Origin of the sequence: Paenibacillus sp. FSL P4-0176 (genome assembly GCF_037975265.1) — a bacterium.
In the GTDB taxonomy this organism is placed as follows: domain Bacteria; phylum Bacillota; class Bacilli; order Paenibacillales; family Paenibacillaceae; genus Paenibacillus; species Paenibacillus amylolyticus.
The window spans coordinates 6,317,761-6,342,040 of sequence record NZ_CP150242.1; the positions used below are offsets into that span (position 1 = coordinate 6,317,761).

The following is a 24,280-nucleotide window of genomic DNA, read 5'->3' on the forward strand; positions in this document are numbered from 1 at the left end:
ATGAAAAAATCAGAACGTATGAACCAGATGCTACGCTTTATTAATCAAAAACAACAGTTCACCCTGCAAGATCTCATGCAGGAGTTCCAGATATCCAAACGAACCGCGTTAAGAGATATCGCTTCATTGGAAGAGTTAGGTGCGCCCATCTATGTCGAATATGGACGCTACGGCGGATATCGACTGCTGCAACAGATGCAGCTGCCTCCCATTTCGTTTAATACGGGGGAGCTTCATGCCCTTTATTTTGCGATGCAGGCTCTCCGCAGCTTCTCCAGCTTACCCTTTCAAGTCTCTTTCCGGACCATTCATGAGAAATTTATGAGCGCGTTATCCGACAAGCAACGACAGGATATTGAGAACATTCAACACCGGGTTTACTTCCAACATACCGAGCAGATCCGCGACAGTGCACATTTGGAGTTTCTGTTGATGGCTGCTGTTCAGAATATAGTGATCCAGATTACGTACGCTAATCAGCGTAGATCCTCTGATCAAAGGCCATCTTCTGCAAACACCAATATCCGCACCATTCAACCCATCGCGCTCTATGCCAGGAAAGGTTATTGGTATTGCCAGGCCTATGATCTGCAAAAACAAGCTTATCGTGTATTCCGCTGCGACCGCATCATTTCAGCCGAAACAACGGAGATTGAACCTTTAACTCATGTAAAGGAACTCTATTCACAGGATGCCCAATCCCTATGGAAACCATCGGAACAAGCAATTCCATTCAAATGCCTGATTGACGAAGCCGGGATGGAGCTATTCCAGCAAGAACATTTCCCATCTATGCAGATCATCGAGAAGATGGGACACATGTATCTTGTCGGTTCGTACGAACCTCACGAGCTTGATTTCATAGTGAGATATCTTGCAGGCTATGGTAAATCGATTAAGATTATGGAGCCCATCATCTTACAGAGAGCATTAAGGCAGTACTATCTGGACTTGTTGGATCATGTATAAAGATCATAATTCTATAGCCATTTTACTTTACATGCCTTTTAGCTCTGCTCCTGGCTAACTTTTAAACTTTTTTTATTGCCAATAGCAACTTGAACGATAATCTGCAACACGATGATGATAGCCAAACCATAAAATGCTTGCACAAAGCTGCCTGTTAGATCGCGGAGCCAACCAATCGCCAGCGGCCCAAGTGCTCCAAGAATGTAACCCCCAGATTGAGTCATAGCGGACCAGCTACTCGCTTCCTGAGCATTGTTTGTCTCATCAATCGGCAACATGAGTGCAATTGGGAACAGTCCACCTGCACCAATACCGAGCGGGATCGCCGCGAGCCACGGACTGACAGAGAGATTCAGCATCAGGACACCTGTTAACTCCAACATCGCACATCCAACAAGCCAGAAGACACGCCTTTGGTATCGGTGTACAAGCATGGGAATGAATAACGTTGAGGGCAGTGATATCAATGTAAATAACGTTTGGATGTTGCCAGCAGTCTCTTGGCTATATCCATGGCTCTGAATGGCTGGCGCAAGCCAGGCGGTTAATGAATAGAAGATCGCGGCCATCAGTCCGAAGAACAGTGTCAGCACCCATGCACGCCTGTTCTTCACCGGAAGTGGTGCATGAATGACAGCCGAAGTTTGTCCGGATTGTCTCTCTGTACGCGCAGACCAAGCTAATTTTAACCAGATCGGCAATGCAATGGCTGCGAGTAATGCCCATGTAGCCAAAGAACCTCTCCAAGATCCACCCAACGTCTGCTGAAGCGGAACCGATAATCCCACACTAATGCTTGCCCCCATCACCATTGCTGTAGAGTAGATGCCGACCATGGCTGCCACTCGGTTAGGAAAATACTGCTTTATGAAGCTTGACAACAGTGGCCCTGCCAATGCAATCCCTACACCTGACAGAAAAGAAGTGAACATCATCAACGGAGTTGCGCCTACGAACAATCGTAAACCCGTACCTATCCCGATGAGGATTAAAGCCAGCACAATGGCTCCTTCATTCCCCCACCTTCTACTTAGTCTTACAGAGAATGGAGCGAATATGCCCATACATAATACCGGTAGTGTAGTTAACAGACTGGCGGTCATGCCGCTCAAACCCAGATCATTCTGTATGGTACTCATCAGAGGAGAAATGGAAGTAATCGGTGGTCTTAAGTTCAGTGAAGCCAGAATAAGCGCCAATACAATATAAAAAAGTTTCATTATGAATCACCTCATGGGAGTAGTCTCGTTGCCTTCACCAAAGATCCTATTCTTTAATGACAAGATCTTCGGGTGGTGCACGAATTAAGTATAGGATCATTATAATGATTGAACAATACTATTGTTTCTATTAAAATGATTACTAAAACCAATGATTAGAGGTGAATTCATGGAGATTCGTCAAATGGAAAACTTTATTACGGTGTGTGAGGAGCTTCATTTTACACGGGCAGCTGAGAAACTTGGCATATCTCAACCTACGTTGAGTCAACAAATACGTGGGTTGGAAGATGAACTTGGTGTTCCTTTGTTTGACCGCGTCGGCAAAAAGATTGTGATGACCCAGGCAGGCACTCTGTTTCTGGAGCACTGTGTACAGATGATCCGGCATTTACAGAATACCCAGGATGCGCTTGCTGAATTTCGGAATGATCAGCGGGGACGATTGGTTATTGGTGTTCTTCCATCCGATTTGGATTACCGTATCACTCCGCTGCTCGTTGATTTTCATGCCCGATTCCCCAAGGTGCAATTGAAGGTTATCTCGTCGATCTATGTCGTAAATCAAGTGTTGGAAAATGAAGTCGACATCGGCATCGAGATCACGTCTGCCCCTGATAGCCGACTTATGCGCATTCCTTTGTGCAGTGAAGAATATGTACTCGTCGTATCCGAGAATCATGATTGGGCTGAACGAAGCACAATTGAAATTCAGGAGTTACGTGATATCCAAACGGTGATGTTCCCCGAAGGATTTACAGGCAGAGAATTGGTCGATGGCTATTGCCGTAAATATGGATTTAGCCTAAATACCATCATGGAGACCAGTTCGGCAACCTCCATCATTAGCCTGGTCAAAGCCAACGTCGGAGGAACACTGCTGCCTTACCCTCTGATCAAAGCCATGAATGAGCCCACGCTACGTTGCATCCGAATTACAGACGATCCGCCATACCGGCACTTTGAGATCATCCATCGGTCCGACCGTTACCTGACGCAATCGGCCAAGGCATTTATTGAGAAAACAATCGAGTATTTCAATCAAAGGTGAGATTAAAAGGAGGATGTTGAAATGATAATAAGAGAAGTTGGTTTGTTGACACATCAGGTCGAGGCCATAAAAGAGTTTTACGGTACACTAATGGAATTGAATCTTGTGGAGGATAATGCAACATGCGTTTCATTCCGTGCGGGGAACTCGGTCCTATCTTTCAAGAAGGCACCAGAACAAGAGAAGCCCTACTATCATGTAGCATTTACGATTCCAACGAATAAACTTGCTGATGCAAAAAGATGGGCTCAAGACCGTAACATTTCATTGCTATCCAAAGATGGACAAGATGAATTTTATTTCCCCTACTGGGATGCAACAGCCTTCTATTTTTATGATCCAAGCGGCAACTTGATGGAATTTATCGCTCACCATTCACTCGATAACGCAGTCGATGAAGCTTTTGAAGTGAAGCATCTGTTATGTATTAGTGAAATCGGTCTGCCCGTCGATGATGTTCCTGAGATGATGAACACATTGAATAAGCATTATCAACTTGAACCATTTGCCGGAGACGGAAAACAATTCTCCCCCACGGGTGATGCAGAAGGCATGTTTATTGTCATTGATAAACAGAAGCCTTGGTTCCCAGACGGGCGTATGCCTGGTGTATTTGCCACGGAGGTAAAAGTTGAAACTGGGCAGCCCGGTAGTCTGCGTATACAGGACGATATGTACTCGATTGAATCGATATGATGTAAGAACGTACTGAATGAAAACCTATAGAGGGACTTCCGGCTTAATACTTACCAAAACCATCCTCACACGTGATATTCGATTTAAGAATTTCGTACAGATTTTGTTTGGAATTCTCTAATTTATTTTGTATTTCTTCAATTTCTGATATTTTCGCTTGGATAATGCTTGCTTGATCATTACTTGAAAACCCATGTTTAGAGATCATAGATTGGATCTCATGGATCGTAAAACCAACAGCTAAACATTGTTTGACCACTTCCAGATGCTGAATAATGCTCTGCGCATATATTCGATAGTTATTATGATCTCTCAGCATATGTTCATCCGGGATAATACCTATTTTCTCGTAGTAACGAATCGTGGATATCGGAAGGTTTACATGGTTCGCTACTTCACTAATCTTCATATGTATTTCCCCCGTTTCTTCTTCTTGCTATAAAGTATACTTCATAGTTTACAATCCTCATAGTGAGACAGATGGAGATATAATTTATACCCTACTCTCACCAATATAGATATGAGGAGAGATTTCAATATGAACACAATTACTGGTCAATTCAACAAAACAAATGATTTTGATAACATCGTTTTGGAGCGCCATTCCGTTAAAGCCTACGACCCTGAAGTGAAGATCAGCCGCGAGGAGATGACCGAAATACTGGCGAAAGCTTCACGTGCCCCTTCGGCCATTAACATGCAACCTTGGCGTTTTCTTGTTATCGACAGTGCTGAAGGCAAAGAGAAGCTTGCACCACTGGCCTCTTTTAACCAGACACAGGCACTAACGTCTTCCGCTGTCATTGCCGTGTTTTACGATGCCAACAACGTTGAATACATGGAAGAGATTTTCAGCAAATCAGTGGAACTTGGGTACATGCCCCAAGACATCATGGATATGCAGATGCAGCAGGTAAAACCTTATTATGCGAACATAAACGCATCCGAATTGCGTGACATGAACCTCATTGACTCAGGCCTCATATCCATGCAACTCATGCTCGTTGCCCGTGCCCATGGTTATGATACCAACCCTATGGCCGGTTATGACAAAGGTCAAATCGCCGAAGCGTTCGGCATGGATAAAGAACGGTTCCAGCCCGTGATGTTGATCTCCATAGGTAAAGCAGCCAAAGATGGCTATCCTTCCTATCGTCTCCCGGTTGAAACGATTACAACTTGGGCATAATCAACAGCTACTCTCAAGACTAAAATGACTATGGATGATGCTAACATTAATTATACGTTCATAAACAAAGGGTCCTGATGACAACTGTCATCAGGACCCTTTGTTACATAACTTAAATACTTTTGTCAGGTGATAAAAAAGTCGTGAAACCACCACAAATTTTCATTACCACTTCCTCAATATACCGAATGTCGCATATAACGTGCTTAAATGATCCATTTTCACCCAAGCCGTGTAAAGGATTAGAAAATAATATCAATAGCCTCTAGCTCATCTTGCTCCTGTTCGGATTGCCCGTTCAGGGAAATATCCTTGAGCAGCACCGAAGGCTGTTCGCCAATTTGGGTGATGATCACGAGCAGGTCCTGAGCGAAATTGTCGATCAGATTGCGCGTAAACAACTTCGTTGCATATTCAAACTGCCCGTTCATTCCCTCATCCAGCAACGAAATGACCAAGGTAAGGTCAAATTGGGAAACCGCATGCGTTTCCGGATAAGATTCGATCTGGATATCCCCGAAGTTTTGAACGTTATCTTCCTTCGTTTCCAGCGCAAACATGACATCAAATACAGGATTGCGGCTTTGATCTCGCGGCACCTGCAGCTTTTTCACAAGCTCTTCAAACGGATAATCCTGGTGGTCGTAGGCCCCCAGCATCGTTTCTTTGACTTCGTTCAAGTAAACAAGGAACGTCTTCTCCCCGGATGGATAATGACGAATCGCCAACGTGTTGACAAACATTCCGATGAGCGGCTCCAGGTCGGCATGTGTGCGGCCTGAAACCGGTGTGCCTACAATGAAGTCTTCTTGTCCCGAGTACTTGCTGAGCAGGATTGAATAGGCCGCCGATAACACCATATATAGGGTAGCACCGTTCTCATCGGCAATGCGCTGCAAGTTGTCAGTCATCTGCTTGTCGATACTGAAAGGCAGCACATCTCCCTCAAAGCTGCGAGCGGCAGGTCTGACAAAGTCCGTAGGTAGCTCAAGCGTTGGCAGTTCACCTTCCAGCATGTCCAGCCAGTAGGCTTCCTGGCGTTTCAGCCGTTCTTTTACAGGTTCTGACTGCTGCCAAGTGGCAAATTCCTTGTATTGAATCCGAAGCGGTTCCAGCGTCTCACCGTTATACAGGCGTAGCAGCTCTTCGATGAAGATACCCATCGACATGCCATCCGTGACGATATGATGAATGTCCAGCATAAGCAGATGACGTTCCGCTTCCCATTCAACTAAGCCCACACGCAGCAGCGGCGGCTGCTCCAAATCAAAGACACGTACAAAGGCATCCGCAATGCTTTTCGTTTCACTTTCCGTCGCCTTTGTATACTCGACGGCAAACTCCAAGTCCGAATAAATCCGTTGTACCGGTTCGCCGTCGACCATTTCGAAGCCGGTTCGCAAAACTTCGTGACGAGCGATTAATCCTTTGAGCGCCGCCTCGAATTGATTCCGCTCCAAGCGCCCGACCAGAACCGTCATGCCGGACATGTTGTAACTAAGCTCGGCCCCTTCCATCTGCTGCTGGATATACAGCCGCTTTTGCACAGAGGAAAGCGGATAATACTCCCTTTTATCCAGAACCGGAATGGAAAGAAACTCCTGCTGCTCCAATCGGCTAATCACTTCAGCCATCGCTTCAATAGTCGAGTACCGGAATACATCGCGCAGTGGCAGGTCCACGTGCAGCTCCTTGTGCACCTTGCTGACCAGCGTCGTCGCACGCAGCGAGTGACCGCCGAGGTCGAAGAAGTTGTCCGTCACACCAATCGTAACTGACCCAAGCACGTCCTGCCAGATGGAGACCAGTTTCGTCTCCAGATCGGTGCGCGGCGCCACGTATTCGCGCCCTGCACTTGCTCCCTCTTCCGGCGCCGGCAGCGCTTTCCGGTCGATTTTCCCGTTTGGTGTCAGAGGTAAATGCTCCAGCTCCACAAAGTACGACGGGATCATGTAACCTGGCAGCTCGCTGGAGATCGCTCGTTTCAGGTCGGCCGCCGTCAGTTCGATATCCGTTGTGTAGTAGGCGCACAGCGCCTTTTGACCGTTCCCATCACTTCGAACCAGCACCACCGCTTCGCGTATACCTACCACCCGCAGCAGCTGCGACTCTATCTCACCCGTTTCGATCCGGTAGCCCCGGATTTTGGCTTGATTGTCGATCCGGCCGATGAAATCCACGTTTCCGTCCTCCATCCACCTCGCCAAATCTCCCGTGCGATATAACCGCTCACCCGCGGTGAAAGGGCTGTCTACAAACTTCTCTTCCGTCAGCTCTGGACGGTTCAAGTACCCACGTGCTACGCCAACGCCGCCGATGACCAGCTCGCCCAGCACACCGACGGGTACGGGATTCAGATGTGCATCCACGATGTAAAACTTCGCATTCAACCACGCTTTGCCAATCGGCACATGGCCTGTCTGCGGCAGTTTCGCCAATTCTTCGTCATAGAAACTGGAGTCGATTGCCGCTTCCGTCACACCATAGGCGTTAATGATGCGGAACGACGAGCCAAACCGCTCCTGCAAGGTACGGTAATCCGCTACACTGCAGCTGTCCGAGCTTGTGATCAACAGCTCCATACCGCTTAACTTTAGCCCCTGCTCATGCACGTATTCCATAAACGGCACGATCAGTGCTGGTGTTGATTCAAAGATCGTCACTTGCTCCTGCTCTATCCAGTGGTGCAGACGAGACGGATCAATCCGGTCGTCCTTCGGTACAATGACCATGGTGCCTCCGTTATACAACGTGCGTGCGATATCGCCCACGAAAACATCAAATGAGAAGCTTGCGAGTTGCAGCAGTCGCACCGGGAACTGATCCAACCGGTATTCCCGTCGGTAGCCCGCTGCCGTGTTCACTAGGCTGCGATGCTCGATCATCACGCCTTTTGGCTTGCCCGTCGTTCCCGACGTGTAGATGACGTACGCCAGATCCTCCGGACGGGCTTCATGGAAGCTGTCCATACCGACAACATCAACATCATTTGGATGACTCTCGCCATCACCGTTCACAGCCCCCGTTAGCTTGCCGTTGACTCGATCGGGAGCACTGTTGGAGCCTTGGCCAAAGTCCATTGGCACATTGCTTCGTTCCTCGCTGTATGACGTTTCGTCGTCAAGATACAGCACCGTCGCCAGTGCCAGTTCCTCTTCACCGAGCCAGGCTTCGGCACGCTCTCGCAGCGGCGTTTGCGTCAGCAGCACCTTCGCTCCGCTGTCTTCGAGCATAAACCGCACACGGTCTGCCGGATAATCCGGGTCAAGCGGCACATACGCCCCTCCCGCTTTCCAGACGGCCATCACGGCCACCAGCAAATCGACCGAACGCTCGGCGAGAATGCCAACAATCTCCTCCCGACCGATGCCGCTTGCGCGCAGCGTGGCCGACAGACGGTTCGCCCGCTCGTTCAGCTCCACATACGTCAGCCGATCGTTTTCGTAAACGACAGCTTCAGCTTCGGGCGTGTGTTCCGCCTGTTCCTCGAACAGTCGATGGAACGCTGCCATAGGAGCCTGTTCCGGTTGCGCAGGGTTAAACGCGCCGACAATCTGCTCTTTTTCCTCTGCCGTTAACAAGTTCAGCTCGGCAATAGTCGCCGACGGGTTGCAGAGAATGGATTCAAGCAGCTGCAAGTAGTGAACAGCCAATTTCTCCACCGTTTCGGTTTTGTATAGAGCTGTGGCGTATTCAAACAGATATTCCAAGCCGTCCTCAATCTCGGTGACGTCCAAGCTGAGATCGAATTTGGAAACAATTTCTTCGCTGGCATACGTCGACAGATGCAGTCCCGGAAGCTGAATTTCCACATTTTCTGTATTCTGCAAAGCAAACATCGTATCAAACAGTGGATGACGGCGTAGATCACGAGCCACGTTTACCTTATCCACCAGTTCCTCAAACGGATAATTCTGATGTTCAAAAGCACCAAGCGTTGTCTCCTTGATTTCCTTCAAGTAGTCAAGGAACGTTTTACCGGCAGCCGGGTAACTGCGGATGGCCAATGTATTAACGAACATCCCGATCAGCGGTTGAACGTCACTGTGATTTCTGCCCGCAATCGGCGTACCAACCACCACGTCTTCCTGACCTGAATATTTATGCAGAAGCACGTTATACGCCGCAAGCAGAACCATGTAAAGCGTTGCGCCGTTTTCAGCTGCAAGCCGTTTCAGACCTTCGCTTTTCTCAATATTCATAAACAATTGCAGCGTGCGGCCCTCATAGCTCTGCATAGCAGGGCGCGGATAGTCCGTCGGCATTTCCAGAACTGGCAGTTCTCCGCGGAACATGTCAATCCAGTAGGCTTCCTGCTTGGCAAGCTGCGTTTTCTGCTCGTCCGATTGCTGCCATACTGCATAATCTTTGTACTGAATGCGGAGTGGCTTGAGCGGCTCCCCGCTGTACAAGTGCACAAACTCTTCGATCAGTACGTCCATTGAAACGCCGTCCGATACGATATGATGTGTATCGAACATCAGGATGTGCCGGTCCGGCGCGAGTTCGGCAATGCCCACCCGCAGAAGTGGCGGCTTCGCTAGATCAAACGCACGAACAAATTGGCGCACCGTTTCTTCCGCCTGCTCCCCGCTGATCTGCACATATTCCACCTGGAAGGTGACTTCTTCGTAAATCCGCTGAACCGCTTCGCCTTCAACCATCTCAAAGCTGGTACGCAGCGTTTCATGACGAGCTACAAGCCCGCGGAACGCTTCTTCAAACCGCTGCCGGTTGAGTTGCCCTTCGAGCAGCATAGCTCCCGGTATATTGTAGCTCAGCTCGCCTCCTTCCAGCTGGTTCAAGATATAGAGACGTTTCTGCGCAGAAGAGAGCGGATAATACTCGCTAGGTTCCGCAGCCGGAATAGCCATAAACGAGCCGATCTCCAAATGCTCCATAGCCACAGCCATTTCCTCAACTGTCGAGTAGCGGAATACGTCGCGAAGCGGGAATTGGGCGCCCAGCTCCTTATGCATTTTGCTGACAAGTGTTGTCGCCCGCAGGGAGTGTCCTCCGAGGTCGAAGAAGTTGTCCGTTACGCCTACCGCCTTATCCCGAACTAGTACCTCCTGCCAAATGGCGGCCAGCTTCGCCTCCATTTCGGTGCGCGGCGCCACGTATTCGCGGCCTCCGCCTGCTCCCCCTTCCGGCGCTGGCAGCGCCTTCCGGTCAATTTTCCCATTTGGCGTTAGAGGCAATTGCTCCAGTTCGACGAAATACGATGGAATCATGTATCCCGGTAGCTCGCTGGAGATCGCCCGTTTCAAATCTGCCGCCGTCAAGCCTTCTTCCACTGTATAATAAGCGCACAACGCTTTCTGCCCTTCTTGATCTTCCCTGACAACAACGACCGCTTCCTTCACGCTATCTACACTCAGCAGCTTTGCTTCGACTTCGCCCGTCTCGATCCGGTAACCCCGGATTTTTGCCTGGTTATCGATCCGGCCGATGAAGTCCACGTTGCCGTCCTCCATCCACCGCGCCAAGTCTCCTGTGCGATACAGTCGCTCACCCGCGGTGAAAGGACTGTCTACAAACTTCTCTTCCGTCAGCTCTGGACGGTTCAAGTACCCGCGCGCCACACTGACTCCGCCGATAACCAATTCGCCCAGCACGCCGACTGGCACCGGGTTCAGATGTGCATCCACGATGTAAAACTTCGCATTCAACCACGCTTTGCCAATCGGCACATGGCCTGTCTGCGGCAGTTTCGCCAACTGCTCGTCATAGAAACTGGAGTCAATTGCCGCTTCCGTCACACCGTAGGCGTTGATGATGCGGAACAACGAGCCAAACCGTTCCTGTAAGGTTCGGTATTCCGCCACACTGCAACTGTCTGAGCTTGTAATCAACAGCTCCATACTGCTTAACTCTAGCCCCTGCTCATGCACGTATTCCATGAACGGCACGATCAGTGCTGGTGTTGATTCAAAGATCGTCACTTGCTCCCGCTCTAACCAGTAGTGCAGACGAGACGGATCAATCCGATCGTCCTTCGGTACAATGACCATCGTGCCGCCGTTGTACAACGTCCGCGCGATATCGCCCACGAATACGTCGAACGAGAAGCTGGCGAGCTGCAACAGCCTTACCGGAAACTGATCCATCCGGTATTCCCGTCGGTAACCCGCTGCCGTGTTCACTAGACTGCGGTGCTCGATCATCACGCCTTTTGGCTTGCCCGTCGTTCCCGACGTGTAGATGACATACGCCAAGTCCTCAGGACGGGCTTCATGGAAGCTGCCCATACCGACAACATCAACATCATTTGGATGGCTCTCATTACGGTCGTTCACAGCACCCGTCAGCTCGCTGGAGATCAGACCTGAAACCATGCTGGAGCCTTGGCCGAAGTCCATTGGTGCATTCGCTCGGTCTTCGCTGTATGACGTTTCGTCATCGAGATACATCACCTTCTCCAGTGCTAGTTCCTCTTCGCCGAGCCAGGATTCGGCACGCTCTCGCAGCAGCGTTTGTGTCAGCAGTACCTTCGCTCCGCTGTCTTCCAGCATGAACCGCACGCGGTCCGCCGGATAATCCGGGTCAAGCGGTACATACGCCCCGCCCGCTTTCCAGACGGCCATCACGGCCACCAGCAAATCGACCGAACGCTCGGCGAGAATGCCAACGATGGTCTCCCGGCCTATTCCGCTTGCACGTAGCGTGGTCGACAGGCGGTTCGCCCGCTCGTTCAGCTCCGCATACGTCAGCCGATCCTTCTCGTATACGATGGCCTCCGCTTCCGGCGTGCGTTCCGCCTGTTCCTCGAACAGTCGATGGAACGCTGCCACAGGAGCCACTTCCGGCTGCACCGGATTAAACACGCCGATAATTTCTTCTTTTTCCGCCGCCGTCAAAAGCTCTAACTCATGTACACGAACATTCGGATTAGCCGCAACCTGCTCCAATGCACGGGCAAAATGACCGTGGATCTGCCTGATGTCTTGCTCTCTGAATGTCAGTGCATTGTACGTAAACCGCAGCAAAATATGCTCTTCCGGAATGACGGTAATGTCCAGATCGTAGTTCGTTTGTTCCGGCGATTGGATATTAGCGATTTTCAGCGCTTCTTGTCCTCCGCCGACAACCTGCTCAATCTGTTCTTCCATCGGATAATTTTCAAAGACCATAATATGGTTGATCAAGTCGCGCTTTTGCTCGCTCAGCGACTGAATTTCGAAGAGCGGGAACGTTTCGTAAGCTCCCGATGTCAGCGCTTGATCCTGGGTTTTTCTCAAAATATCGGCTACCGTCTCCTCGGCTTTGCCTTGAATACGGACGGGGATCGTATTAATAAACAGACCGATCATGCTTTCGATACCCGGAATCTCCGCTGGACGCCCGGATACGACGGAGCCAAATACAACATCATCGCTGTTGTTGTATACCTGCAGAACCAGTCCCCATACGGTCTGCATGAATGTATTAAGCGTCACCTGATGCTGGCGCGCCACCCGCTCGATTTGCCCAGTCAGTTCCTTGCTGAGTTCCACATCGATTTCAGCCATTTCAAAAGTATGCTGTTTCAGCTGCGTTCTCTCCTGCGGCAGCTTGGTCTGCTGATCGTAACCCGCCAAATACTCCGACCAGTAACCCGAAGCTTTCGCTACATCTTGAGCTTCCAGCCATTCGATATATCGGGAGTACGAGGTAACCGGAGGAAGCTCCAGCGTCCGCTGCTCCTGGAACGCGAAGTAGGTGTCGAACACTTCCTTGATCATTAAGGACATGCACCAGCCGTCCAACAAAATGTGATGGTGACTCCAGATCACTTGGTAGGACTCGTCGCCCGTACGCAAAACTGTAACGCGCATCAGAGAGCCTTGAGCCAAATCGAACTTGTTCGCTTTATCCGCGCTGACAAAATCGGCTATCGTCTTCTCCGGGTCTTCATCGCTTACTAAGCGAATATCTTCGAAGTATACTTCACATTTCCGCTCGCGGAATACCACTTGAATCGGCTCGTCTCTCCAGCCGGTAATAAAGTTCGTCCGCAGCGCCTCATTTCGCTGTACCAGCGTATCCAATCCGCGGGTGAAGGCTTCCACATTCAGGCTTCCATACAGATCGAAGGTCACCTGTTCGAAGTAGGCTTCCGAATCGGCATCCAGCAAGCTGTGGAACAACATCCCTTTTTGCAGCGGGGTCAGGGTGTATACATTCTCCAGTTCGCCGAGTGCCGCCGTATGTTCGGACAGTCGCTCCAGTTCCTCCACCGTCACATCTGGAAGCAGTACGTCACTAGGCGTAAGTTCCGGCCGCTCTTTCGATACGCAATGGCTGATGACTTCACGCAAACTCGATTGAAGCAGGGTGCCCAAGTGTTCAACCGTCTCCCGTTGATACTGGGTTTCCCCATAACGGATCGTGAGTTCCAACATGCCTTCCGACACCATACCGTTGATATCGAGGACATAATTCATCACAGCATTCGGGCTTGAATCGGAGCCCGAACTGAACGGAGACGGCTGCGAGCCGCTGCTTTCGTAATCCTGGTCAAACTGACCCAGATAGTTAAAACTGATCTCCGGCTCCAAAACGAAGCGCTCTCCGTCACGCGGCGCCGACAAATAACGCTGAATGCCGTAGCCGATTCCTTTGTTCGGAATGCGGCGCAAGTTTTCTTTCACCTGTTTCACCTGATGACCGAGTGCCTGAGCGTGACCCGGCTCCAGAACAACAGGGAATTGGCTTGTGAACCAGCCTACCGTGCGTGTAATGTCCACATCTGGCAAAAGTTCTTCCCGGCCGTGGCCTTCAAGATTCACCAGCACGCGTTCTTGACCGCTCCAAGCTTGTACTGAGAGGCCCAGCGCAGCAAGCAGCAAATCGTTCATTTCTGTATGGTAAGCACGGTGTGCCTGCTTCAGCAGCTGTTCGGTTTCCTCCGCCGTCCAGCGGACAGTCACGATCCCGCTGTCCTTCAGCTTGGATCTGCCTTGTTCAAAATCTTTCGGAAGCGGCTCATAGGTCAATTGCTCGATATGCTGCCAATACGCTCTCTCACTTTCCATCGCCGGACCGTTCGCATAATCAGCGAGCTGTTTCGCCCACGTTTGGAATGAATCCGTTTTGAGCGGCAGACGGATCAGCTGCCCTTGTAGCGCCTGCTCATAGCCGGCAGCAAAATCCTCAAGCAGAATCCGCCAGGATACGCCGTCTACGACCAAGTGGTGGATCGCGATCAGCAGATGATCTCCATCCGCACAGCGGAACAAGCCGAGCTTCAGCAAAGGCCCTACCTGCAGGTCAATGCTGCGCTGAAGCTCGTTCGCCTTGGCTTCGATCGCCTGCGCGCAGTCCGTCATTCCGCGGAAATCGATCACTTCTAGGCTGTAGAGCTCGCCGTCACTTTCCTCGATGGCCCGGTTCCATGCCGCATACCCGCTCTCGGTCCGGCTGAAGACGAGGCGCAGCGCATCGTGATGCTCGGCCAGCTTCCGCACGGCCTGACGAAGCGCCGCTTCGTCATAGCCTTCCTCCCGGTACAGCATCACCGCCTGGTTAAAGTGGTGCAGCTCGGCGAACGACTGCTCGAAGAACCAGCGCTGAATCGGCGTCAGCCCCGTCTCTCCCGTAGCTGCCCCCTGATCGGCGCGTCTTAAGACCGACTGGAGATACGGGCTTAATTCCGCTACGGTCGGATATTTGAACAAATGCTTAATTTCCAGCTTGTACCCGGCCTGATGTAGCCTGGACGACACCTGGATCGATTTAATTGAATCCCCGCCGAGTTCGAAGAAATTGTCCATCACGCCGATCGGACGACCCGTTCCCAGCACCTTTTGCCACACCGCAACCAACGTCTGCTCCGCCGCCGTCCGGGGCGCCACGTATTCCGTTCCAACGAGCATACTGCTTTCCGGTGCGGGCAGCGCCTTGCGGTCAAGCTTCCCGCTGTGTGTGAGGGGCATCCGCTCCAGCTGCACGAAGTAGGACGGAATCATGTACGCAGGCAGATCCTCCGCCAGCGCGCTTCGCAGCTCGCTCGCCGCAAGCGGCTTGTCCGCCACAAAGTACGCGCAGAGCTGCTTCTGACCGGCTTCGTCCTCTCTGGCGATGACAACCCCCTCTTGTACGGACGCCGCTTTCAGGACCTGCGCCTCCACCTCGCCGAGTTCGATCCGGTACCCGCGGATTTTCACCTGATGGTCGATCCGGCCCATATACTCGATGTTGCCGTCCGGCAGCCATCTGGCCAGATCGCCCGTCCGGTACATCCGCCCGCCCGGCGCGAACGGACACTCTACGAATTTCTCCGCGGTCAGCTCGGGACGGTTCAAGTAGCCTCTAGCCAGACCTTCGCCCGCGATGCACAACTCGCCCGGCACGCCGATCGGCTGCAGCGCTGTCGTCCCTTCCTTGACAATATGCAGCCGGATGTTCGAGATCGGCTTGCCGATCGGCACCGATACATACGCCTCTTCCGGTCCGCAATCGTAGTACGAGACATCAACCGTCGCTTCCGTAGGCCCATAAAGGTTGATCAGCTGCGCTTGATTCACGGATGACGAAATCCACTGCCAGAACCGACTCACATGCGATGTCGCCAGCGCTTCCCCGCTTGCAAACACCCGTTTCAGCGAAGACAGCTTGTTACCCAGATCTTCGCTCGGCTGACGCTCGACATATTCGAGGAAGGCGTGCAGCATCGACGGCACAAAGTGCATCGTCGTGACGGCTTGCCGTTCGATCGTGTCCAGAATCGTCTCGGGATTCTTCTCTCCGCCCGGCGGCAGCAAGCAAACTTTGGCCCCCGTCCAAGCCCACCAAAACAGCTCCCACACGGAAACGTCGAAGGTAATCGCCGTCTTTTGCAGAATCGTATCCCTGGAGTCAATCGGATAAGCATTCTGCATCCACAGCAGCCGGTTGATCACCGGACGGTGCTCCACCATGACGCCTTTGGGCTTGCCTGTCGAGCCCGATGTGTAAATGACGTAGGCCAAGTGCTCCGGTCCGCTCGCCGGCTCCAAGTTCGAGCCGTCTTCATCATACGCGGATGGATCGTTCAGATCGACGAGCGATAGACCGCCAAGTGGCTCTGTCCCGGCAAATGACGCGCTTTCCCGCAAATGGCTCTGAATCAGCAGCAGCCTAGCGCCCGAATCTTCGAGCATGTAGCGGATGCGCTCCTGCGGGAATTGCGGGTCAATCGGCACGTAGGCGCCCCCGGCCTTCAAGATTGCATAGATGCCGACAATCATCTCTAGCGAGCGCTCGGCAATGATCGCGATCGGCTGATCGGCCTGCGCGCCAGAGGCACGCAAGAATCGCGCCAGCCGGTTCGCCCGCTCGTTCAACTCCCGGTAAGTCAGGCTGCTGTCCTCATAGACAACGGCCACTTGCTCCGGCGTTCGCTCTGCTTGCTCCTCGAACAGCTCGTGGATCGTTCTCTCTCTCCACGACTCATCCGCTTCCAAGCCTGGACCCTCTGAGGCGGATTGTTTCGCCAGAGCCGAAGACGACACGGCAAACCCAACCAGCAAATCATGCTTTTCGCTGTCCTTCAAAATATTCAAATCCGAGATCCTCGCACCCGGCTGAGTCAGGATCGATGCCAAAAGCTGCTCGTAATGACCCGCCAGCCGTACCATCGTTTCCTGTCTAAACAACGAGGTAGCGTACTCGATCTTGCAAACCAGCTCGTTACCCTCTTCCACGATATCCAGGCTAAGATCAAACTTTGCTCTCTTTTCCTCGATGTCAAACAGCGACCATTGCAAGCCTTCCAGGGCTAAATCCAGGCTTTCGTGCTTTTGCAAAGAAAACATGGTGTCAAACAGCGGATTCCGGCTTAAATTCCGGCTCACCTGAAGAGCTTCTACCAGCTCCTCGAACGGATAGTCCTGGTGCTCGTAGGCTCCAAGCGTCGTTTCCTTCACATCCTGCAAGTAATCCAGGAACGTCTGCTCTGCCGTCGGACCCAAGCGAAGGGCCAGCGTATTTACAAACATGCCGATAATCGGTTGTAGGTCGGCGTGAGAACGAGCGGCAATCGGAGTGCCGACTACGATATCTTCCTGTCCCGCGTATTTATGAAGCAATACGGAGTAAGCAGCCAGCAGAAGCATGTACAGCGTTGCCCCCGAATCTCCGGCAAGCCGTTTTAGAGCTTCGCTTTTCTCCGCATCCAGCGCAAACGTGAGCGTTTGACCGTCAAACTGCCGGACGGCTGGGCGGGAAAAGTCAAGAGGCAGCTCAAGAACCGGAAGCTCAGAGCTGAATACCCCGCGCCAGTATTCCTCCTGCCGTTTGATACGCTGACATTGCTCGTCGGATTGCTGCCAAACGGCGTAATCCTTATATTGAATCCGCAACTCCGGCAATTCTTCCCCATTGTAAAGCCCCACAAATTCGCGTAGCAGCACGTCCATGGAAAGACCGTCGGAACCAATATGATGCATATCCAGCGCAAGCAGGAATTTCTCTTTCTCAAGTGTGATCAGCAGGGCGCGCAGCAAAGGCGGCTGGGTCAAGTCAAAAGGCTGAATGAATCCTTCCAGAATGGCCGCGACCTGATCTTTGCTTGCTTGAAACTTCTCGACCTTGAAATCTACGAACGGATGAATACGCTGAACCGGCTCTCCATTCACGATTTCAAAACCGGTGCGCAGCATATCGTGCCGGGCCACCAAAGTAGTCAGCGCCTTTTCCACTTTGGCCTCGTTCAAATTCCCTTTCAATTGCAAGGCGCTCGGGATGTTGTAATTCAGCTCCGAGCTATCTAGCTGGTGCAGGACATACAGCCTTTTTTGCGCAGAGGAAACTGGATAGTACGCTTTCTCTTCCGCTTTTGGAATCGAGCTGTGCTGCGATTCTTTCAAGCTGGCAATAGCCTCTGCCATAGATTCTACCGTCATATAGCGGAACACATCGCGCAGCGGAAGTTCAACGTTCATTTCCTTCCGAATCTTGCTGACAAGGTTTGTCGCCCGCAAGGAATGCCCTCCGAGCTCAAAGAAATTGTCCAGGACTCCAATGCCGGAGTTGCCCAGCACTTCCTCCCAGATCTTCACAAGCTGGGACTCCGTAAGGTTACGAGGGGCTACGTATTCGACGCCCGTTTGCAGGCTACCTTGCGGCTCCGGCAGCGCTTTGCGGTCCACTTTGCCGTTAGACGTCAGCGGCATGCGCTCCAGCTGCACGAAATACGACGGGATCATGTATCCCGGCATTCCCTGTGCCAGCGAGGTTCTCATTTCGCTGACTGTCAGCGTCCGGTCCGCCACAAAGTAGGCAACAAGCGCCTTTTCGCCCCCGCTGTCCTGACTGGCGAGCACCACCGCTTCTTCCACGCCCTCCACGTTCAAAAGCTGCGTCTCAATTTCGTCCAGCTCGATCCGGTACCCGCGGATTTTGACCTGATGGTCGATCCGGCCGAGGTATTCAATGTTGCCGTCCGGCAGCCAGGCCGCCAAGTCGCCTGAGCGATACAGTTTTTCCCCCTCCGCAAACGGGGAATCAACGAACTTTTCCGCCGTCAAATCCGGGCGATTCAGGTATCCTCTCGCCAGGCCTTCTCCAGCTACGTACATTTCGCCTGCTACGCCGATCGGAACAGGACGACGGTTTTCATCCAGAACATACACGCTCAGCGTTGGGATCGGCTTGCCGATATTACTCTTTGCTGCTTCCATCTCGATCCATGTAATTTCCTTATACGTCACGTGAACCGTCGTCTCGGTAATACCGTACATATTGATCAGCTTTGTCTCCGGGTACTTCGTCTTGAAACCCTTGAGCAACAGCGGGCTGAGTGCTTCGCCGCCAAAGATGACGTTGCGAATCCGCAGATTGTACGGATGGTCCGCTAAAACCTCACGCAGCAGTTGGTAGAAATATGTTGGCGTCTGGTTCAAAATCGTGACCCGTTCGCGGCTCAGCAGTGCCAGGAACTCGGCTGGACTTTTCGCCGTAAGTGGCGGTACGATAACCAGCTTTCCTCCATTCAGAAGTGCTCCGTACATCTCCCAGACGGAGAAATCGAAGCAGAACGAGTGGAATAACGTCCACGTGTCGGACGGCCCAAAGTCGAACAAGTTCTTGTCGTTGAACAAAAGGCGCACGACGTTTTTATGCTCAATCAACGTTCCTTTGGGTTTGCCGGTCGTTCCCGATGTGTAGATGACATAAGCCAGGTTACCCGGGCCAGAAATTGGTTCCAGATTCGAAGCGTCCAGTGCATCACCGGAGTCCGCCCCTTTGTCGCCCCAAACGAAATCGTCCAATTCAAGGCGCGTTCCTGCGAAGTCGGTCTTCTCATGCAAATGATTTTGAATCAGCAATAACGGTGCGCCCGAATCCTCAATCATGAAGCGGATGCGTTCCTCCGGGTAGTCGGGATCGATAGGCACGTAGGCTCCGCCCGCTTTGAGAATCGCCAGAATGCCGACGACCATATCAAGTGAACGTTCGGCCAGAATCGCTACCAACTGATCCGCTTCGACTCCTGTCTCCCGCAGCTTACGCGCAAGGCGGTTGGATCGCTCGTTCAGTTCGTGGTAGCTCAACAGCCGCTCATTCATGACGACGGCCACGTTATCCGGGTAAAGCTTCGCCTGCTCTTCGAACAAGCCATGAATCGTCTGCTGCCGTGGGTAGTCTGCCTCCGAATCATTAAAACCGCGCACCAGTTCACGGATTTCCTGCTCGGTTAGCATTTCCAGCGAAGCAATATCCCCTTCCGGCGCTGTTGCGATAGTTTCGAGTAGCTTGTCATAATGTCTGGCGAACCGCTCCGCGGTCTCCTGTTTATACAAAGCCGTAGCGTACTCCAACCGGCATTCGAGCTGACCATCCAGCTCCGAAATATCCAGAAGCAGCTCGAACTTGGACGTTCGGTTTTCCAACGGATAAAACGATTGCTCCAGCCCCTCGATGACAATTTGCTCATTCTCCGTATTTTGCAGAGAGAAGAACGTATCAAAGAGCGGATTCCGGCCGGTCGCGCGCGGAATATGAAGACTTTCCACCAAATCTTCGAACAAATAATTTTGGTGTTCAAAAGCCCCGAGTGTGATTTCCTTCATTTCTTCCAGGTACTTAAGGTACGGCTTGGAACGCTCCGGATGGCTGCGAATGGCAAGCGTGTTGATAAACATACCTACGATTGGCTGCACTTCTTCCTGCGTTCTTCCGGCAATCGGGGTTCCCACGATCAGATCTTCCTGACCCGAATATTTATGCATAAGGATCGAGTAAGCAGACAACAGCACCATGTACAGGGTCGTGCCCGTCCGTGCGGCCAGTTCTTTCAGCTTTTCCGTCCGTTCTTTCCCAATCTCAAACTTCACGGTCCGGCCGTCAAAACTTTGCACCGCAGGCCGCGGGAAGTCCGTCGGCAGTTCCAACACAGGCAGCTCGCCCGACAGCTGTTCCAGCCAGTACTCCTTCTGCGGCTGGATCAACTGCCCGTAGGCTTCGGAATGCTGCCAAACGGCATAATCTTTGTATTGAATACGCAACGGAGCCAGCTCCTCACCCCGATACAGGCGGCTGAACTCGTCGAAAAGCAATGCTGTCGAGATGCCATCCGAGACGATGTGATGCATATCAAACAACAGGATGTGGCGATCCTCGGCGACTTCGATCAGGCCGATGCGAAGAAGTGGCGGCTTAGTCAGATCAAACGGGTGATAGTATGTTTCCACCACATGGTCCACTTCTAGCTCGCTCGCCTGGAAATAGTCTACAGCAAACTCCACCTCGTCATAGATGCGCTGCACAAGCTCGCCTTGAACCTGCTCGATCCCGGTACGCAGCGTCTCATGGCGCTGAATCAACGCCCGGAATGCGTACTCTACGCGCGTGCGGTCCAGCTTGCCTTCGAGAAGAAGCGCCGCCGACATATTGTAGCTACGCTCGGCCGCGTCAAGCTGGCGCAGGACGTACAGACGCTTTTGCTCGGATGAAACCGGATAGTACTCGGTCTCTGCCGCCTTTGTAATCTCATAGGTTTCCTGCTGCTTTAAACCGCTAATTCTTTGGGCAAGCTGTTCGATCGTGGTGTAGCGGAAAACGTCCCGCAGCGGAACCTCGACTTGTAGCTCTTTTCGAATCTTGGAAACAAGCGCGGAAGCCCGCAAGGAATGACCACCCAGGTCAAAGAAATCGTCTTGGACTCCAACTCGCGCAATACCCAGCACCTGCTGCCAAATAAGAGCAAGTCTTGTTTCCAGCGTTGTGCGAGGAGCCACATACTCACGGCCGGCTTCTATCTCTCCGGTCGGCTCAGGTAGCGCTTTACGGTCAATCTTGCCGTTCGGTGTGAGCGGAAGCTGATCAAGAGACACCAACCGGGCCGGAACCATATGCGCAGGCAGCTCTTGTTTCAATTGGGACAGCAGATCGCTCAGTTGCAAGGAAACATCCCCCGCCACGTAACCGCACAAATACTTTTGCCCCTGCTCATCCGTACGGTCAGTCACCACAGCCTGCTTGACCCCCGGGAAACTGAGCAGGGCCGTTTCAATTTCGCCGAGTTCGATCCGGAACCCGCGAATTTTCACCTGATAGTCAATCCGGCCGATGAAGTCAACGTTGCCGTCTTCCAGCCAGCGGGCCAAATCTCCTGTTCGATACAGACGTTCGCCAGACATAAACGGGCTGTCTGCAAACTTCTCGGTGGTTAGGTCCGGACGGTTCCAATACCCGCGCGCCACCCCGGCGCCGCCGATGACAAGCTCCCCCGGAACCCCTACAGGAACCGGCTTTAACCCGGCATCTACAATGTAAAACCGGGCGTTCAGCCAGGCTTTGCCGATCGGCACATGACCCAACGATGGCAGCTTGTCCAGCGGCTCATCGTAAAAGCTGCTGTCAATGGCCGCTTCGGTAACGCCGTAGCTGTTGATGATGCGGAATTGTCCGCCGAATCTTTCCTGCAGCAATCGGTAATCGGTGACACTGCAAGCATCCGAGCTGGTAATCAGCAAATGCATGGAGCTGATGTCCAGCCCTTCTTCATAAATATGCTGCATGAACGGCAGGATAAGCGCAGGTGTCGATTCAAATACCGTAATGTTTTGGTCCCGAATCCAGCCGTATAAGCGGTTCGGATCAATCCGGTCATCCTTTGGCACAATTACCATCGTTCCTCCGTTATACAGCGTCCGCGCGATGTCTCCAACGAACACGTCAAACGAGAAGCTCGCCAGTTGCAGCAACCGCACCGGGAACTGATCCAACCGGTACTCACGGCGGTACGCATCCGCCGTATTCACGAGACTACCATGCTCGATCATGACGCCTTTTGGGCGTCCCGTCGTACCGGAGGTGTAAATCACATAAGCCAAGTCTTGTGGCGCACTGTCAGCAGATTCAAATTCCACGGCTGAGGTATCCCCGTTATACATCTGTTCATCGTCCATCGCATAGACAACTTGAAGCTTCAGCCGGTCATCGGCCAGCCAACCTCCGGCCCCCTCCAACAGATGACGCTGCGTAAGCAGCACCGATGCCTCGCTATCGCTGAGCATGTACTCAATCCGCTCCGCCGGATAATCGGGGTCCAGCGGTACATAAGCTCCGCCGGCTTTCCATACGGCGAGCACACCGACCAGCAGTTCCACCGAACGCTCCGCCCAGATCCCCGTAATCGACTCCCTTCCCACGCCCTGTTCACGAAGCAGCGCAGCCAGCCGCTCAGCGCGTTTGTTCAATTCGCCGTAAGTCAGCTTTTTGTCCATGTAAACAACTGCCGGGTGATCCGGAATGTCTCGGGCAAACTTTTCGACATACCGATGAAACGCTATTCCCTCGCTCAGTGCTGCCACCGGCGGGTTAAACACGTCCAGAATACGGTGTCTCTCCTCATCGCTCAACAGAGAAATCTCGCTCACCCGCAGTTCGGGAGTCTCAAGAAACTGGTCCAAAACGGTTACATACTGTTCCATAATGCGATCAATCTCGGTCGTCTCGAACAGGCCGGTACGATAGGAAGCATGGAGAATGACATGGCCTTCATTCAGCATATGGTCGAAGCGCAGCAGTAGATCGTCCATCTCGTGTCTAGCAAAGTGAGCCTCCAGACGTACCTTGATTTCTTCGTACTCCACGATTTTCAAAGGTAGATATTCCAGAGACGTGCGGAACAACTCCGAAAGATCGTTGCGGCCGTGTTGTTCGCGTAAATCCTGAATCAATTGGTTATAAGGATATTTCTGATGCCGCAGATCCGCCGTATTTTCCTTGGAAACCGTTTGGATCAAGGAAAGCACGGACCCAACTGGATTCAGACTAATCCGCGTAGCCACGGTGCTGACGAACATACCGATCGTTTCTTTTTCCTTCTTGCTCGTGCGATTGGCAAAAACCGTGCCGACTGGAACATCGGTGCTGTCGGTCAGCTTATACAATAAGACGTACATGGCGGACAAAAATAACGTATATAAACTAACCTGATATTGTTCGCTAAAAGCCAGAATGCGGTCATAGCGGGAACCATCCAAAGTGATGGAACGTTTATTCGATTCGCTACCAATCGAGAATGGCGGAACCGCTTTAATGCCGCTCGTTTCAGGCAAAGTCTTGTACTTGGTTAGCCAATATTCCTTGCCTTTTTGATAACGCTGCGATTGCTCATATTCATGCTCAGTTGAAATATAATCCAGATAGGATGGGGCCTGGTAACTGCTGAAGATGCCATTGCGCAGTTCCAGGTATTTTTCCATCACCGCATGCAACAAAGCAGTGACGGACAAGCCATCGGCGATGATATGATTTATAGTCAAATTAAGCCATACTTGGCCGTTCGCAAAATGGATCATCGTAAATTGATAGAGGTGTTCGTCGAACACACTCGCCGGTTTTTCGGTTACTTCTTTCACCCAAGCATAGAATTGTTCGGTTGTGCCTATTTCGAGGTGGCTTATCCTGGTTTGGACATTCTCCAGCTCTTCGAACCACTGCGTTGGATTTTGCATATCCCCGCTAATGCGGATTCGGAAAGCGTCATAGGTTTTGACAATCTCTGCCGCCGCTTGCTCAAGCAGCTTGGTGTCGATCTCGCCCGTAATCTGGTAGGTCGCGGAAAGCATCGTGATGGATGTGCCCGGATTCATAATTTCCATGAACCATATCCGGCGCTGGGCTTGCGTTAATCCATATTGCTTGTTCGTATTCTCTCTCACATCGACACACTCCCGTATT

7 protein-coding genes are annotated in these 24,280 nt (G+C 52.0%); 4 read left to right on the plus strand and 3 right to left on the minus strand.

The annotated features are described in order from the left end of the window. On the plus strand, positions 1 to 969 hold the full coding sequence (locus tag MKY95_RS29115) for a YafY family protein (RefSeq protein WP_339195683.1): 969 nt from the start codon (positions 1 to 3) through the stop codon (positions 967 to 969). A gap of 38 nt (positions 970 to 1,007) precedes the next feature. Here MKY95_RS29115 and MKY95_RS29120 read toward each other — a convergent pair whose 3' ends face one another. Then, positions 1,008 to 2,189 (minus strand): MFS transporter, encoded by a 1,182-nt coding sequence (locus tag MKY95_RS29120; protein ID WP_339195686.1) that lies wholly within the window; start codon positions 2,187 to 2,189, stop codon positions 1,008 to 1,010. 169 nt (positions 2,190 to 2,358) lie between these two features. Here MKY95_RS29120 and MKY95_RS29125 point away from each other — a divergent pair, with 169 nt between their 5' ends. Both MKY95_RS29125 and MKY95_RS29130 read left to right on the plus strand, forming a co-directional pair. Continuing rightward, complete coding sequence (locus tag MKY95_RS29125; RefSeq protein WP_339195689.1) at positions 2,359 to 3,240, plus strand: LysR family transcriptional regulator; 882 nt, start codon at positions 2,359 to 2,361, stop codon at positions 3,238 to 3,240. A gap of 21 nt (positions 3,241 to 3,261) precedes the next feature. After that, positions 3,262 to 3,936, plus strand: coding sequence for a hypothetical protein (locus MKY95_RS29130; RefSeq protein ID WP_339195692.1), 675 nt, complete (start codon positions 3,262 to 3,264; stop codon positions 3,934 to 3,936). A gap of 43 nt (positions 3,937 to 3,979) precedes the next feature. Here the strand turns inward: MKY95_RS29130 and MKY95_RS29135 are convergent, their stop codons facing one another. Then, a complete protein-coding gene (locus MKY95_RS29135) occupies positions 3,980 to 4,345 on the minus strand; it encodes a MerR family transcriptional regulator (protein ID WP_339195694.1) in 366 nt (121 codons plus the stop codon). Positions 4,346 to 4,474: 129 nt separating this feature from the next. Here MKY95_RS29135 and MKY95_RS29140 point away from each other — a divergent pair, with 129 nt between their 5' ends. Next, positions 4,475 to 5,125: a nitroreductase family protein gene (locus tag MKY95_RS29140; RefSeq protein WP_339195696.1), complete on the plus strand. Its 651-nt coding sequence runs from the start codon at positions 4,475 to 4,477 to the stop codon at positions 5,123 to 5,125. A 242-nt stretch (positions 5,126 to 5,367) separates the two neighbouring features. Here the strand turns inward: MKY95_RS29140 and MKY95_RS29145 are convergent, their stop codons facing one another. After that, a complete protein-coding gene (locus MKY95_RS29145) occupies positions 5,368 to 24,261 on the minus strand; it encodes a non-ribosomal peptide synthase/polyketide synthase (RefSeq protein ID WP_339195699.1) in 18,894 nt (6,297 codons plus the stop codon). Positions 24,262 to 24,280 lie beyond the last annotated feature (19 nt).

Coding starts and splice junctions, on each gene's coding strand:
- MKY95_RS29140 (WP_339195696.1), top strand. CDS start 4,475: ATGAACACAATTACTGGTCAATTCAACAAAACAAATGATTTTGATAAC.
- MKY95_RS29130 (WP_339195692.1), top strand. CDS start 3,262: ATGATAATAAGAGAAGTTGGTTTGTTGACACATCAGGTCGAGGCCATA.
- MKY95_RS29120 (WP_339195686.1), bottom strand. CDS start 2,189: ATGAAACTTTTTTATATTGTATTGGCGCTTATTCTGGCTTCACTGAAC.
- MKY95_RS29135 (WP_339195694.1), bottom strand. CDS start 4,345: ATGAAGATTAGTGAAGTAGCGAACCATGTAAACCTTCCGATATCCACG.
- MKY95_RS29125 (WP_339195689.1), top strand. CDS start 2,359: ATGGAGATTCGTCAAATGGAAAACTTTATTACGGTGTGTGAGGAGCTT.
- MKY95_RS29115 (WP_339195683.1), top strand. CDS start 1: ATGAAAAAATCAGAACGTATGAACCAGATGCTACGCTTTATTAATCAA.